This is a genomic window from Streptomyces sp. NBC_01803, assembly GCF_035917415.1.
Lineage (GTDB): Bacteria > Actinomycetota > Actinomycetes > Streptomycetales > Streptomycetaceae > Streptomyces.
In genome coordinates this window covers 1111280-1124906 of record NZ_CP109073.1, presented here as the reverse complement: position 1 = coordinate 1124906, position 13627 = coordinate 1111280, and the positions used below count along the sequence as shown (strand labels likewise).

At 71.4% G+C, this 13627-nt stretch carries 19 protein-coding genes; 11 read left to right on the top strand and 8 right to left on the bottom strand.

The features are described from left to right. Nucleotides 1–46: 46 nt before the first annotated feature. Nucleotides 47–667: a DUF6262 family protein gene (locus OIE51_RS04560; protein ID WP_326595689.1), complete on the top strand. Its 621-nt coding sequence runs from the start codon at nt 47–49 to the stop codon at nt 665–667. A 46-nt stretch (nt 668–713) separates the two neighbouring features. On the opposite strand, the gene OIE51_RS04555 is transcribed toward OIE51_RS04560, so the two are convergent. Genes OIE51_RS04555 through OIE51_RS04545 form a run of 3 tightly spaced genes read right to left on the bottom strand, consistent with a single transcriptional unit; the run spans nt 714 to nt 3246 of the window. Next, nucleotides 714–1919: a M20 family metallopeptidase gene (locus OIE51_RS04555; RefSeq protein WP_326595687.1), complete on the bottom strand. Its 1206-nt coding sequence runs from the start codon at nt 1917–1919 to the stop codon at nt 714–716. Nucleotides 1920–1921: 2 nt separating this feature from the next. Then, nucleotides 1922–2719 carry an XRE family transcriptional regulator gene (locus OIE51_RS04550; protein ID WP_326595685.1) on the bottom strand — a complete coding sequence of 266 codons (798 nt, stop codon included), beginning with the start codon at nt 2717–2719 and terminating at the stop codon, nt 1922–1924. A 26-nt stretch (nt 2720–2745) separates the two neighbouring features. Beyond that, complete coding sequence (locus tag OIE51_RS04545) at nt 2746–3246, bottom strand: hypothetical protein (RefSeq protein ID WP_326595684.1); 501 nt, start codon at nt 3244–3246, stop codon at nt 2746–2748. A 222-nt stretch (nt 3247–3468) separates the two neighbouring features. On the opposite strand from OIE51_RS04545, the gene OIE51_RS04540 reads away from it, so the two are divergent. The 7 genes from OIE51_RS04540 to OIE51_RS04510 all read left to right on the top strand — a co-directional run bounded on the left by OIE51_RS04540 (nt 3469) and on the right by OIE51_RS04510 (nt 8635). Further along, a complete protein-coding gene (locus tag OIE51_RS04540; protein ID WP_326595682.1) occupies nt 3469–4584 on the top strand; it encodes an NAD(P)-dependent oxidoreductase in 1116 nt (371 codons plus the stop codon). Next, entirely contained in the window at nt 4581–5369 is a 789-nt protein-coding gene (locus tag OIE51_RS04535) for a class I SAM-dependent methyltransferase (protein ID WP_326595681.1), read from the top strand. Before OIE51_RS04540 ends, OIE51_RS04535 begins: the two co-directional genes overlap by 4 nt. Next, nucleotides 5366–6055, top strand: coding sequence for a hypothetical protein (locus OIE51_RS04530; RefSeq protein WP_326595680.1), 690 nt, complete (start codon nt 5366–5368; stop codon nt 6053–6055). Before OIE51_RS04535 ends, OIE51_RS04530 begins: the two co-directional genes overlap by 4 nt. After that, the gene (locus OIE51_RS04525) at nt 6052–7185 is read left to right on the top strand and encodes a hypothetical protein (protein ID WP_326595679.1); all 1134 of its coding nucleotides are present in this window, start codon (nt 6052–6054) and stop codon (nt 7183–7185) included. The genes OIE51_RS04530 and OIE51_RS04525 overlap by 4 nt, the downstream gene beginning before the upstream one ends. Continuing rightward, the gene (locus OIE51_RS04520) at nt 7182–7574 is read left to right on the top strand and encodes an S-adenosylmethionine decarboxylase family protein (RefSeq protein WP_326595678.1); all 393 of its coding nucleotides are present in this window, start codon (nt 7182–7184) and stop codon (nt 7572–7574) included. The genes OIE51_RS04525 and OIE51_RS04520 overlap by 4 nt, the downstream gene beginning before the upstream one ends. A 44-nt stretch (nt 7575–7618) precedes the next feature. After that, complete coding sequence (locus OIE51_RS04515; protein WP_326595677.1) at nt 7619–7930, top strand: hypothetical protein; 312 nt, start codon at nt 7619–7621, stop codon at nt 7928–7930. 66 nt (nt 7931–7996) lie between these two features. Further along, a complete protein-coding gene (locus tag OIE51_RS04510; protein WP_326600491.1) occupies nt 7997–8635 on the top strand; it encodes an HAD family hydrolase in 639 nt (212 codons plus the stop codon). Here the strand turns inward: OIE51_RS04510 and OIE51_RS04505 are convergent. Further along, complete coding sequence (locus OIE51_RS04505; protein WP_326595676.1) at nt 8577–9032, bottom strand: hypothetical protein; 456 nt, start codon at nt 9030–9032, stop codon at nt 8577–8579. The two genes, OIE51_RS04510 and OIE51_RS04505, sit on opposite strands and share 59 nt — an antisense overlap. A 164-nt stretch (nt 9033–9196) precedes the next feature. Between OIE51_RS04505 and OIE51_RS04500 the strand changes: the two genes are divergently transcribed. Further along, nucleotides 9197–9976: an SAM-dependent methyltransferase gene (locus OIE51_RS04500; RefSeq protein WP_326595675.1), complete on the top strand. Its 780-nt coding sequence runs from the start codon at nt 9197–9199 to the stop codon at nt 9974–9976. A 330-nt stretch (nt 9977–10306) separates the two neighbouring features. Here the strand turns inward: OIE51_RS04500 and OIE51_RS04495 are convergent, their stop codons facing one another. Further along, nucleotides 10307–10810, bottom strand: a complete 504-nt coding sequence (locus OIE51_RS04495; RefSeq protein ID WP_326595674.1) for a barstar family protein — start codon at nt 10808–10810, stop codon at nt 10307–10309. A gap of 150 nt (nt 10811–10960) precedes the next feature. Here OIE51_RS04495 and OIE51_RS04490 point away from each other — a divergent pair, with 150 nt between their 5' ends. Then, nucleotides 10961–11134 carry a DUF397 domain-containing protein gene (locus OIE51_RS04490; protein ID WP_326595673.1) on the top strand — a complete coding sequence of 58 codons (174 nt, stop codon included), beginning with the start codon at nt 10961–10963 and terminating at the stop codon, nt 11132–11134. A 57-nt stretch (nt 11135–11191) separates the two neighbouring features. On the opposite strand, the gene OIE51_RS04485 is transcribed toward OIE51_RS04490, so the two are convergent. Both OIE51_RS04485 and OIE51_RS04480 read right to left on the bottom strand, forming a co-directional pair. Beyond that, nucleotides 11192–11461 carry a lasso peptide biosynthesis PqqD family chaperone gene (locus OIE51_RS04485; protein WP_326595671.1) on the bottom strand — a complete coding sequence of 90 codons (270 nt, stop codon included), beginning with the start codon at nt 11459–11461 and terminating at the stop codon, nt 11192–11194. 165 nt (nt 11462–11626) lie between these two features. Beyond that, nucleotides 11627–12691 carry an Rv2578c family radical SAM protein gene (locus tag OIE51_RS04480; protein ID WP_326595669.1) on the bottom strand — a complete coding sequence of 355 codons (1065 nt, stop codon included), beginning with the start codon at nt 12689–12691 and terminating at the stop codon, nt 11627–11629. 121 nt (nt 12692–12812) lie between these two features. On the opposite strand from OIE51_RS04480, the gene OIE51_RS04475 reads away from it, so the two are divergent. After that, nucleotides 12813–13274: an SRPBCC family protein gene (locus OIE51_RS04475; RefSeq protein WP_326595667.1), complete on the top strand. Its 462-nt coding sequence runs from the start codon at nt 12813–12815 to the stop codon at nt 13272–13274. On the opposite strand, the gene OIE51_RS04470 is transcribed toward OIE51_RS04475, so the two are convergent. Then, the gene (locus tag OIE51_RS04470; protein ID WP_326595665.1) at nt 13271–13579 is read right to left on the bottom strand and encodes a hypothetical protein; all 309 of its coding nucleotides are present in this window, start codon (nt 13577–13579) and stop codon (nt 13271–13273) included. The genes OIE51_RS04475 and OIE51_RS04470 overlap by 4 nt on opposite strands. Between the last annotated feature and the right edge of the window lie 48 nt (nt 13580–13627).

Genomic DNA, 13627 nt, shown 5'->3' with positions numbered 1-13627 from the left:
CCGACATTGCCAACGACGCCGCCTACACATCCACCACCGAGGAGCCATGAGCACCACGCCGCACCAACGGACCGCAGCCGCCATCGCCTCGCGCCGCCAGACCGCGGAGGCGACGCTCGACCGAGTCCGCGAGGCCCTCGCCCGGATGGAGCGCGGACGCGCGGCGATCACGGTGGCCGCCGTTGCCCGTCAAGCTGACGTCTCCCGCACGTTCCTCTATCGGAACTCCCAGGCCAAGGACCTTATCGCCCAAGCATCCACACGAAGTGGCGCATGCCGTGAGCAATACCGCGAGGACGCTGAGTCTCGTCTCATGGCCTCGTGGCGCGAGCGGGCACTTAATTGCCGAGGACGGTCTGAAGACGGCACTGGGAGAGGTCCGTACGCAGCGGGATCGCATCGGCGAACTCCTCGGCCGAATCCGAGACTTGGACAGGATCTGCCCAAGGACGCCGTCCAGCGCGTGATGACGGAAAACGCCACACTCAAGCGCCAGATCCACCAACTCACCAACGAACACCGGAGCCTGGAGGTCCGGCTGAAGGGGGCACGCGAGAACAACCGGTTCCTCGACAAGCGGGTCGCCGAACTCGAAGCTCGACTTGCCGAGCAGCTGACCCAGGTTGCGAACCCGCCCGGGAGTGCTCAGGGCCTCTACCTCAGGTGATCGCGTTCACGTTGGCTGTTGTGCGGACGGTTGCTCAGTGCACGGTTCAGCTGAGCAGGGTGGCCAGGGCGGTGTGGTAGATGGCTTGGACGGTGGGGACGGTGTCGGTGCGGAAGCGTTCGTCGGTGGCGTGGAGGCCGGTGTAGTCCACGCCGAAGCCGGCGGTGGCGGGGATGCCGAGGCCAGCGAGGTAGTTGCCGATGTTGGACGGTCCGGCGATTCTCGGCTCTGGGTGCTGATGGTGGGCGCGGGCGGCGTTGAGCAGGGCGGAGCGCAGGGGCGAGTCCGGTGGGAGGGCGTAGGCGGGCCAGCGGGTGTGGGTGTGGATTCGGGTGGGCGGGGTGTCCGGCCAGGAACGGTCGACGTGTGCGGTGGTGGCGGCGAGCAGCTCGGCCGCGGCGGTGTCGTCGAAGGCCGGGGTGGTGCGGATGTCGATGTTGAGGGTGCACAGGTCGGGGGTGACGGAGTAGCCCTGACCTGCGGTGATTGCGGTGACGGTCAGTTTGCCCGGTAGTGGGAAGTCACCTGCGGGCGCGGGGAGTTCGGCGGCGCGGAGTTCGTGGATTAGGTGGGCGGCCTTGTCGATGGCACCGGGTGTGGTCTTGCTGCCGCCGGAGTGGGATGAGACGCCGTGGACGTGGAGTTGGGTGCGGTGGACGCCTCGGCCGCCGATGACGAGCTTGTCGGTGCCGGGGTAGCCGATCATGACGCCGGTCACGTCGTCGGGGGCGTCGGGGCCCTGGAAGTAGCGTTTGGCGCCGCCGAAGCCGCCGGTGTGCTCGTCCAGGTCGAACAGCAGGGTAAGGGTGCCGCGCAGGCGGTCGGCACGGTCGGCGAGGCGGGCGGCGAGGTGGCAGAAGACGGCGACGGCGGCCTTGGAGTCCGAGCTGCCCCGGCCCCACAGCCAGCCGTCTTCGATGAGGCCGGAGGTGGGCGGGTGGGTCCAGGCGCTCTCGTCGCCGAAGGGCGCGGTGTCCAGACAGGCATCGAGGACGAAGCGCGGTCCGGGGCGTGTGCCGGGGATGTCGGCGGTGACGGCGACCGGCGCGCCGGTGGTGTCGTGCAGCACGCCGGGCGTCAGGCCGTGGGCGGTCATCCAGTCGGTGAGGATCTGGATGACGGGTTCATAGGGGTCGATGCCCGCGCGGCTGGGGCTGCGGACGAGGGCCTGGGTGAGCTCCAGGACGCTGTCGTGGTCTTCCTTGGCTCCCGCCAGGATGTGCGCGGGGTCGGTGTGCCGGGGGTGGTCCATGGCTATCCATCCTGCCTTCGCTGGCCGGGCACCGGGAGTTTCATAGCGGTGAGCGCCGCCGTGCTTTCGACCCGGCGTGCTCCCGCGTAGCACTGGCGGGCGTGGTCGATGAGCCGTTCGGCCGCGCGGGTGCCCAACAGGACGCCGGAGTCGAAAGCATAGGCCGACGTCAGGGAGGGGATGGGCGCGACGGCTGCCTTCTCCGAGGCGCAGAAGAAGCGCTCAGGGGCGTCGCGGTCGGTGGGCACCATCCCGATGTGCAGAGTCTTCACACCGAGGCTTCGGTCACCCGGGTCCCTCAAAGCCAGGAGCCGCTCAAGGTGCCCGGCGAGTTCCGTGTGCCGCGGTGGGCCGAACAGAATCCGGTAGTGAACGAGGTCGGTCCGCTCGGCAAGCACGGTCTCGATGGCTTGCAGGTAAGTGGTGTCGCGGGAACGGGAGCCGGTGACCGCGAGGTACTGCTCGGCACCGCGCACGACCGCGGTCATCGCGCGGCGCAGTTCCCGGTGCCCGGCCAGGAGCCGGGGCTGCTCCTCGGCAGCTGTGAGCTGGAGGTCCTGGTGGGCGAAGAGGACATCTGCCGGCTGGTTGTAGTAGTGGGACAGCAGGGTGCGGTAGCGGACGCTGGTGGTGTGACGTCCCAGTTCCCAGCCGGACAGCATGCTGGGTGTCACGCCGCTGGAGCCGCTGGGCGACAGGTGATCGAGGTCCGCACACACCTGTTCCAGCGTGGCGGGGATGGCCAGGCGTGCCCGGCGCAGTGGGCTGCTGTGGGTTGCCGTGCGAGCGGTTGCGGGCATTGCCTGCTCCCTTCACGACGCGATGCTCAGGCACCCGGTACCGGTGGCGGGCTCATCTGCCGCGTGAGGGGGCCGGCGGTCAGTTTGTGGCAGACCGCCTGCCACTGAGGGCTGCGCGAGACGAGGGTGTAGCCCTGGGGAGGATGGAAAAAGCCCAGCATTTCCGAGAGTTCGGTGGCGGCGAATCCCTCGAACTCGCGCACGCGGCGGATCGGCAGGGCGAATCCCCGCTCAAGATCTTCCAGGTAGGCCAGAACGGAAGCGCCGTTGCCGGGGCGGGCCTGCTCAGCGATGTCGGCGATGCGCCGGGGCGTGTCGACCACGGCGACATCGAGGTCGATGACGGCCGTGAGCCGGGATGCCGGAGCGGTCAGGTAGACATACCACGTGGTTGGGCGGCCGGCCAGGTAGCGGCGTCGGAATTCGTGGCGCTTCTCGCCGGCCCAGATCAGCTCGTAGTACTCGGGGTTCAGGGACATCAGCACCGGCTCGGGCGGCGTCTCAGGTGCGTCGAAGAGTGTGTCCACCGGGCTCCTCGCAGGTGGCGCCGATCTGACGGCCGGTCGCACTGACAACAGAAAGCATCACCTACTGTAGTCGCCCTGTGGAGCGGACGATTGTCATCCGCAGTGAACAGCCGGTCGGCATGGGGTGAGCACCTTCCGTGCGAAGCCGATGAGCTGGGCTGGACCACGCATGGGCCGCACCCTGATGGTGACCACCGACGATCAGGTGCAGGAGGCCCAAAAGTGTTTCCCGTCCTTTCCCCACGGCTGATCGGCTTTCCCCGCGAGTCCACCCCCGGCGACCGCCGCACACTGCTTACTCCGGTCACGGCCTGTGCACTGGCAGCAGCGGGATTCGAGATGCTCTCCGAGCCCGGCATCGGCAAAGGGACCGGCTGTTCCGACTCCGTACTCGCCGGCCACGGTGTACGGTTCGCGGCGGCCGAGGACGTGTGGGCCGCCCCGCTGGTCCTGCGGTACAAGAGCCCCGACCTCACCGACCTGAATCGGCTGGCACCCGGTCAGGCGATCGGCGCGCTTTTCCACGCCGAAGGCGACCCGGCACTGCTGGCCGCACTGACGCGCGCCAAGGTCATGGCCTACAGCTATGAGTTCCTGACCGAGAACGGCCGGTTCCCCCTGGGCACGGCGGGTGGAACGATCGCCGGGATCCAGGCCGTCCACTTCGGAGCGCGGGCATTGCAGCACCCGGCGGGCCGGGGCGTGCTGCTGGGCGGCGTCCCTGGGGCGGATCCCGCACAGGTGGTGGTGATCGGCTCCGGCAACGTCGGCTCGGCTGCCGCGCGGACGGCCGCAGCGCTGGACGCGCGCGTCACCGTGCTGGCCCACACCCCCGCCTCGGCCGCCGACTACCGCACGCGCGCCCCGATGGGTGTGACCGTGGAGGTCAACAGCCGAGGGCGGCTGGCCGCGTTGCTGCCACAAGCGGACCTGATCATCGGCGCCATCTTGGTCTCCACGCACGACACCCCGCCCATGATCACTGAGGCGGACCTGGCGCGCATGCGGCCGGGCGCCGTGGTCGTGGACGCCACCTGTGGCTATGGCTCCGGCTATCTGCCCACCGCCGGGCCCGTGCAGTCGCCGGGTGACCCGCCACACATCACGGGGGGAATTCTGCACGTCAAACTCGACACGCTGCCCGCACTGGTACCGGTCACCGCCAGCCACGCCTACACCACCGCCGCGGCACCGTATCTGGTGCGCCTGGCCCGCCACGCACTGACCGGTCGCCGCGACGAGGCCGCCGAGAGCGCGGTCATCGCCCGTGACGGCGTACTCGTCCACCCCGTGTGCCGCCAGCACGCCGCGTTCTACCGGATGGGGGTTACGGCGTGAACTCCGCCCGTGCTCGTTGGGTGGTCGCCGGCTACGGCGAACGGGCGGCATATGTTCGCGCCGAACAGCCGCCTCCGCCCCCGAAACTGCTGGCACACCTCCTGCGCCGCACCGCGCACGTCGCCGAACTGCCCTGTGGCACTGGGCACTTCGTGCTCGCTTACGCACAGGCGGGGGTGGAGGTTACCCTGCTGGATGCCTCAGCGGCGATGCTCCAGGTCGCCGTCGAGCGCGCCGCGACGGCTGGCGTGCCGACTGAGCGCACACACATCCGCCGATGCCTGATCCAGCAACTGGACCGGCTACCCGGAGTGGACGCCGTCGTCGTGCCGAACGCCGCGCTCAACCAGCTCGCCGCACAATGCCCACTGACCGACATCCTCGCCGGGATCCGTGCCGCCCTGGTCCCGGGCAGCCGAATCCTCCTGCAAGCGCTGTGCACACGCCCCGGCGTGACGGACGGTTGCGCGTTCTACGATCCCGATCTGCCGGATGGGGCCTGGCGCACCGACCGCCGACTGGACCCGGCGCGGGCGGCCGGAGCCGCGTACCGGCAGCGCCGCCAACACCACGACGCCACCGGCCTCGCACTGCGGATCGACTTCGCCTATCTCAGTGCGTCCGGTAACCGGCTGCACGCCACCAGCGTGGACCTGCGGCTGATCCCAGCCGCCGACTTGACCGATGCGCTCACGGCGGTCGGCTACCGCATCATCGGAAAGCTGACCAGCACCCGTAGCCGGTTCACGGAGATCCTCGCTGCCGTACCCGGTGGGCCGCAGTGACCGGACCGCACACCGTCCTGGACGCCAACACCTACTGGGAGCAGCATTACGGCGAGGAGTTCCGCTTCGGGCAGGGCACCGAGCACATCTTGGCCATGCTCCGCCGCCTGCCGCCCGCCGCCTCGTGGGCAGACCTCGGCAGTGGTTCCGAATCCCTGCTGTGGGCAACCGCCCTTCACGTCGGGCGGCTGACGGCCGTGGACACCGACCCCCGGCGCCTCGCCATCCTCACCGATTTCGCCGCCGCAGCACGGCCTCGCCCAGCCCACCGCACCGCCCTGGCACTCTCCCGGCGCACCGAGCCGGACGCGTTCACAGCCCGCTGCCGCTGGCTGACCGCCGCCGTCACGGCCGACTGCCTCACCGGCCGACCCCTCTCGCACCCCGCACTCGGCCAAGGCTTCGACCTGGTCACCCAATTCGGACTCCTGGGCCTGACCCGCGGCCCCGAACACTTCGTGCGCTGCTTCTCCGCCGCGCACCAACTCCTTGCCCCCGGCGGCTGGGCGGCCGGCGCCAACTGGGAAGCCGCCGACCTCACCGGCCGCGTACGGCTCACCAGCGCGCTCTTCCAGCACGCCGCCGAGCACAGCGGCCTGACCCTCACCACGGTACGACGTATCCCCAGCGCGGACCTCCAATTCCCCGCCGTATGGCTCTACACGGGAAGGATCACCCACCCATGACCATGACCCCCAACCCGCCCCCGGATCTGATCTTCGCCCCGGTCGGCATCGCCCACCTCACCCGCTCCAACGCCGACCTCATCCGCCCCGCCGTCCACGGCATGACCCGACTTCGCGTCACCACCGCCGCACAGTTCAACGGCACTCCTCACATCGGCACCGTCACCACCATGCTGACCGTCTTCGCCCTGGCCGCCCACGCCGCCGACACCCTCGACCTGCCCGCACACATCGTCTTCGACGCCCTCGACAACGCCCCCGCCGAACGCCTCACCATCAACGGCCACACCTACACCCGCACGGTCGCCGACCTCATCGACACCGGCCGGCTCAACTCCGACGAACCCGTCTCCGGATTCCGCCGCCTGCTGGACTTCGCGGCAACCGCCAGTGGCGTGCCATACGAAATCCGCCCCTACACCGACTACCAGGCCCTGCTCCCGGTACGGGAGTGCCTGCACCGCATCGCCTCTCGCCCCGAGGACTTCACGCCGCTGGTCGCCCCGGCCGACGGCCGCCTGCGCATCCGACCGCGCTGCCCGCGGTGCCGGCTGATGGACAAAACCGCAGCCGGACTGCGCGTCGAAGCCGACACGGACGCCGTACACCTGTACTCCGCCTGCCCCCACCACGGCCCCTACCGGGAGACCATCGAAATCGCCGGAACCGAGGGCTGGTACGACGCGAACACCCCGGTGCGTTCCATCCAGAAGGGCTACCTCCTCGCTGCCGAACGCGACACCCACCAAGCGTGCTCGGTATCCATCGACGGAGCCGACTGGGGCGGCGCCTGGCACGCCCACGTCCTCGCCCCGGCACTGGCCGTCCTCGGCATCCCTGCCGCGCGCTGGCCGGTCAGCGTCTTCACGCCGACGATCCTGGACCGCACCGGTGGCAAGCTGTCCAAAACCCTCTACGTCCGCTACGGACCGCAGTACGCCGACCTGCCCCAGGCACTCCTCGACCTCGACACCCTCCTGAACGACCACGGCCAGGACGCCCTGGCCGCCCTCTGGGCCGAAGTCCGGCAGTGGGCGGCCGACCCGAGCCGACTCCACCGCTCCTACACCGCCGACTACCTCGCCGCCCTACTGCCCGCCGCCCCGTACGCCACCGGGGCCGCAGCATGAGCCGGCTGGTCTGCGTCGCCTACGACCTCCTGGCATGCGCCCAACCCGACCCTGATCCCGCAGCTCTGATCGCAACCCTGCACGAAGCGTCCGAGCTCCTCGGCACCGACGTCCGAGGCGAACTCGCCGTTCCCTTCCAACCACACGGCTCCACCTGCGTCCTGGTCCTGTCCGAATCCCACCTCATCGTCTCCACCTGGCCCGAACACCGTCTCGCCCACGTGGACCTGATCACCTGCCGAGCCGACACCCCACCTGACCAGGCCCTGAAACCAATCCTCAGACTTCTGGCGCCACAAGTCGTCAAGTCCCACCACATCGATCGCCGCCTCACCACGGCGCCGCCCCTTCTTCCAGCCAAAGCCCACCCCACGTCCGTCCGCCCGTGACGGTGTGCCTACCCACGGATACAGAACATCGCGAACATGCACGCATGCTCGTCGGGGACCGGGGCGTGTGGGCCGTGGACTGGGGCTGGCCGACCCGGGGTGCGCCGTTGATCGATCCGGCGATGCTCGTTGTGCAGCTCGTGTCATCCGGGCACAGCCCCGAGGCCGCCGAGTCGTGGGTGGCCCCATGCGAGGTCTGGGCGAACGCGGACCCGAAAGCCATCGACGCCTTCGCCGCAGCCAGTACCCGCATGTGGTGGGAGATGGCTGCCCGGAGGCCCGATGTGCCATCACGCAGGGCGCTGGCGGAAGCAGCCGAGTCGTGGGCCCGTCATCGAGGCGTGACGGTGGTCTGAAGGGCTGATCACGAAGCCCCGGCTGCTCCCTTACAGCGGCACCGTCCGCGCCGCCGCGCCGCCGCGCTGCGGCACTTCGCGGCCGAGGGGCTGCTCGGACGGTTCTCCTCACCGGAGGCCGCGCTGGCGCGGTGGCGGGTGGTGATGGAGGAGCAGTACGGCCGCTACCTCGCGGGGGAGCAGTCCTTCGTCGCCCAACGCCGGGAACGGTCCCGCGCGTTCCTCGGGGAGGTGCTGTCCGACGCCGAGGCCGACGCCTGGTTCGCCCGGTATCTGGCTCACCGCGGCGACGCCGACGGGCTGTTCCCCGACGTGCTGCCCGCGCTCACCGCCCTCACGCCCGGCTACCGGCATGGCCTGCTGTCCAATTCCGACATCGGCCACCAGGACCGGGTGCTGCGCGGGCTGGGGATTCGCGACCGGTTCGAGGTGCTGGTCTGCTCCGATCAGCTCGGCCACGCCAAGCCCGCGCCCGAGGCGTTCCTCGCGGCCTGTGAGGCGATGGGCCTGCCGCCCGGGGCCGTCGCCTACGTCGGCGACCGGCCCGACACCGACGCGGCGGGCGCCGACGCGGCCGGGCTGTACGGCATCTGGCTGGACCGGACCGGCGATGGCGCGGCCCACCGGGGGCTGGGGCTGCGCCGGATCACCGGCCTGGCCGCGCTGCCCGCCCTGCTGAGGAGTCTCGCGGACCCCACCAGTTGAACAGCAGCTCGCCCAGCGTCCGGGGCCGCCACCTGCGGAGGGCCTCCTGATCCTGGTCGTCCAGCGCGCTCAGGTCCACCGAGGAGAGTGGTGTCGCCAGCACCTCGGCGCGTAACACCCGAAGGCCGTACCAGGAGAACACCTCTGACCAGGACGGCGGTTCGCGGAAGTGGAGCAGGGCGGAGCCGGGGAACGGCGGCGGGGCCGCGTAGGCCACGAAGCCGCCGCGCGGGCGGCACAGGACGCGGTGGCGCAGCGCGCTGTCGCTCATCGCGGCGGAGTGGAAGTTGGGCACGCCGCTCGCCTCGGTCAGCTCGTAGAACGTCACTTCCGGCGTTCTGCGCGCCGCCTCGTGGCAGGCTTCGCGGAAGACCTTCAGCTTCGAGTCTCCCGGCATCGTCATCACCCCCATCGCGATCGCTCCGGTCACCGGTACCCGGCAAGAAGCGTAGGGGATATACGCGATCACAGGCAGTGCGGGGCCGCCGGGGGAGGCGGCCGGGATCGAGGCCGCCCGGCCCGGCTTGCACGTGCACGGGGTGCCCGGCCATCATCGCGCGGGTGACCGTGGACGCGAACGTGGCGCACAACGCCAGGGTGTGGGACTACTGGCTCGGCGGCAGGGAGAACTACGAGGTGGACCGCTGGGTCGGCGACGAGATCATCGGCATGTTCCCCGGCATCGTCCAAGTGGCGCGCGCCGACCGGCTGTTCCTGGCCCGCGCGGTCGCCCACCTGGCCGGTGAGGCGGGCGTGCGGCAGTTCCTCGACATCGGCACGGGGCTGCCGACCGAGGACAACACCCACGAGGTGGCCCAGCGCCTGGCGCCGGACGCCCGGGTCGTCTACGTCGACAATGACCCGTTGGTGCTCGCCCACGCCAGAGCCCTGCTGGTGAGCAGACCCGAGGGCGCCACCGACTACGTCGAGGCCGACGCGCACGACCCGGACGCGATCCTCCAAGCGGCGGCCAAGACCCTGGACTTCGGCCGCCCGGTGGCGATCATGCTGCTCGGCCTCCTCAACTTCATCCTCGACACCGAGGAGGCGGAAGAGGTCGTGCGCCGGCTGCTGGACGCCGTGCCCGCGGGCAGTTACGTGGTGCTCACCCACCCCACCGACGAACTGGGCGGCGAGGCCAACGCCGAGGCGATCCGGCACTGGAACCGGCAGGCCCGGCCGCCGCTCACCACCCGCACCCGCGCGGAAATCAGCCGTTTCCTGCGCGGACTCGACCTGCTCGACCCGGGCCTGGTCACCTGCTCGCGGTGGCGGCCCGGAGCGGATGGGCCGCGCCCCGCCGAGGTGCCCCAGTACGGCGCGGTCGGCCGCAAGCCGTAACCGGCCCCCGTTACACGCCCGTTCGGACGGACGACGGACGACGGACGACGGACGACGGACGACGGACGACGGACGCGACGCGACCGCCGCCGCCGACCGCTCCGGGCCCGCTCCCGGCACGGTCCTCACCGCCCATCTCGCCGAGGCCGCCGCGCGGTCGCTGACCGACCCCGCGATCGAGCGGGTCCGCGTCCGCGCGGCCGAGGACCGCGTGCCGCTGTTCCTCCCGGCCCACCCTCGCCGCCGCCGGTGCTCCCGAGCCGCTGCGGCGACCGCGCCCGCGTGGTGCGCTCCTACCGGCGCCACCGGCCCGCCTGAGCCGCGCGTTCCTCAGTCCGCGCCCGGCGGACCGGCGATCTCGGCCCGCAGCCGGCCGGCGTGGTCCGGGGCGCACAGCAGGACCACGGTGACCGGCACCCCGACCGCCGGCGCCCGGCTCCCGGCCGCCCGTGCCAGCACCTCGAAGAGGATGCCGCGTTCCCGGGGCCGCGCCGCGAGCACCCGCTCCGCCCCGGCGACGACGATCAGACAGGCGTCCGCCGGGAGCCACGCCAGGTCCCGGAGACAGTCGTCGAGCGCGTCCCAGTTCCCCCCGAACCAGTCGGGCAGCCGCAGCCGCTGCCGGAACTGCGCGAAGACGCCGGCCACGTCCGCCATCGCCGCCCCGTCCAGGCGCGCGACCCACAGGGGCCCGGTCGCGGGGAGCAGGGACAGGAGGTCACCCGCCGGCACCGGCTCCGCGCCGGCGAGCACGCGCAGCCGGGCGGCCGGGTCGGTGGGGGCGGCCGGGGCCGCCGGGTCGGTGGGGTCGGTGGGGTCGGTGGGGGCGCCCATGCTCCGAGGATCGCACGGCCCGCGGCCGGGCCCCGGCGAGGCGGGGTCGGTCAAATCCCGCCCAGCCGCTTCCCGATGAGGCGTCCCTTGCTTTGATGGAACGGGTGGCCCCGCTCGCCCGGGGCGGGACCCGTTCGGATGAGGTGGAGCATGTGGCGTAGATCGAGCTACAGCAATGGGGAAGGCGGCGACTGCGTCGAGGTGGCCGACGACGTGCCCGGGGTGCTTCCCGTCCGGGACAGCAAGGTGCCGGGGGGTTCTCTCCTCCTCTTCTCGGTGGGGGCCTGGGCGGCCTTCATCGGGTCGGTGAAGCGCGCGGGCTAGCGGAGCCCGGGGAACCGGAGCCCGGGGGCTCACCCCGGCCCGGACCCCGGACCCGGGTCAGTGATCGGTCACCGGCTCGGCCAGCCGGACGCTGGTGAGCCGCTCGATCAGGGCCCCGACGTCCGCCGTGGCCTGTTCACGCGCCACGGAGCGGTCGGCGGCGAGCCGGTCCGCGGCCTCCTCCGGCGTGGCGCCGCCCAGCAGGGCACGCAGCACCAGGGCGCCGGTCGCGTTCAACTGCCAGTGTCGGCCCTTGCGTTCATCGAGCAGGACCATTCCGGTGCCGGTGTCGCGGGCCGTGATGTCACGGCGCAGGCGCAAGCTCAACGGGGGTGCTCCTTCGGATGGCCCGGCCGGGGAGACGTTCCCCGGCGGCGCCCGGGAAGTCCGGACGACGACCGGATGATTGCCATCCACGGACACGGACATGCGAGACATCACCCTGAAGAGCGACAACTCCGCGTGCAGCGCAGCCAGTTGGGGTGATCGAGGTCATAGGAGCGTGAGCTGCGTGGCACCGGGCTCCGGCCGGGCGGCGGACGCGGGGGCGGGCTCCGGGTCCCGCACCGGCAGGGCGCGGTGGGCGCCCCGGCGGGTGGGGCCCATGCCGTACTCGGCGGCCAGTTCGTGCACGTGGCCGGTGATCCGTCGCTGATACCACTTGGGGGCGTACGAGCCGCCCGCGTACAGCACTTCGTACCGGCGGACCAGGTGCGGGTGATGCCGGGCCAGCCAGCTCATGAACCATTCCCGGGCGCCCGGGCGCAGATGGAGGGCCAGCGGCGTCACGGAGGTCGCGCCGGCCGCCGCGATCGCGCGGACCGTTTCCCTCAACCGGGCGGGCGAGTCGGACAGATAGGGGATCACCGGTGCCATCAGCACGCCGCAGGAGAGGCCGTGCTCGGCCAGGGTCCGCACCATGTCCAGCCGCCGCTCGGGGGCCGGCGTGCCCGGCTCGACCGTGCGCCACAGGGACGGGTCGGTGAAGCCGACCGAGACCGAGATCCCCACGTCCGTGACGGCGGCGGCCTGCCGCAGCAGCTCCAGATCGCGCAGGATCAGCGTGCCCTTGGTCAGGATCGAGAACGGGTTCGCGTAGTCGCGCAGCGCCGTGATGATGCCGGGCATCAGCCGGTAGCGGCCCTCCGCGCGCTGGTAGCAGTCGACGTTGGTGCCCATCGCGATGTGCTCCCCCGCCCAGCGCCGGGCGCCGAGCTCGCGACGGAGCAGGTCGGGGGCGTTCACCTTGACGACGATCTGCGAGTCGAACCCGACCCCGGTGTCCAGGTCGAGATAGCTGTGGGTCTTCCGGGCGAAGCAGTACACGCAGGCGTGCGAGCAGCCCCGGTACGGGTTGACGGTCCAGTCGAAGGGCATCCGTGAGGCGCCCGGCACCCGGTTGACGATCGAACGCGCCCGCACCTCGTGGAACGTGATCCCGCGGAACTCGGGCGTGTCTATCGTCCGGGTGACGACATCGGCGCCGCCGAAGAGCGCGGGAGGCGCGGCGGGGGTGTCGCCGCCGTCGTCGCCCAGGCTCAGGTTGTTCCACCGCATGGGGGCCTCCTCGCTGCCGTCGTGCCGTATTAGGACACATGTTCGAAGAGGTGCTGTCAAGCGGGATCGGCCCGAGGTGATGAGATAGCAGGACAACCGCACCGACTCAGGAGGGTTTTCCATGGCACAGGTCGAGGTCGTCGCGCGGCGCGACATCACCGCGAAGCCGGACGACGTGCTCGATGCGATCGCCGACTACCGTCAGACGCATCCCCGACTGCTCCCCGAGCAGTTCAAGGACTACGAGGTCCGGGAGGGCGGTGACGGCGAGGGGACCGTTCTCTTCTTCCGGCTCCACGCGACCTCCAAGCGGGTGCGTGAGTGCCTGCTCGACATCAGCGAGCCCGCGGACGGCACGCTGGTCGAGACCGACCGCAACTCCACGCTGGTCACCACCTGGACCGTGGCCCCCGGGGAGGGCGCCGAGGGCGCCCGCTCCCGGGTGACCATCCGCTCCACGTGGGAGGGCGCGGGCGGCATCGGCGGCGTGTTCGAACGGATCTTCGCGCCGCGCGCCCTCGCCGGCATCTACGACCAGGTGCTGGCCAACCTCGCCAGCGAGGTGGAGAAGCCGGCCGGCTAACTCCCCGCCCGGATGGGGAGATCGAGCCCGGACATCCCCGGAGCCTCCACGTCCGGCCGCGGTCCGAGGGAGCGGGTGTAGTCGCCGCCGCACAGCGTGCGGAACGGGATCGGCTCCGAGCCGGTGAGCGCGGCGTGGGCCGGGCGCGCGGTCAGGGGGGTGGACAGGTGCTGGATCTCGTCGCGGGTACGGGGCAGGGGGCCGGGTGCGCGGGGCCGGGGCATCGGGTGCGGGGCACCGGGTGCGGGGCGGTCCCGGCACTCGGTGGTGGCGGCGACGGCCGGTTGAGCGGGGCCGTCCGCCATGTGCCATATGCCATGTGCGGTTGCCTCATGACCGGGGCCGGGGTCGAC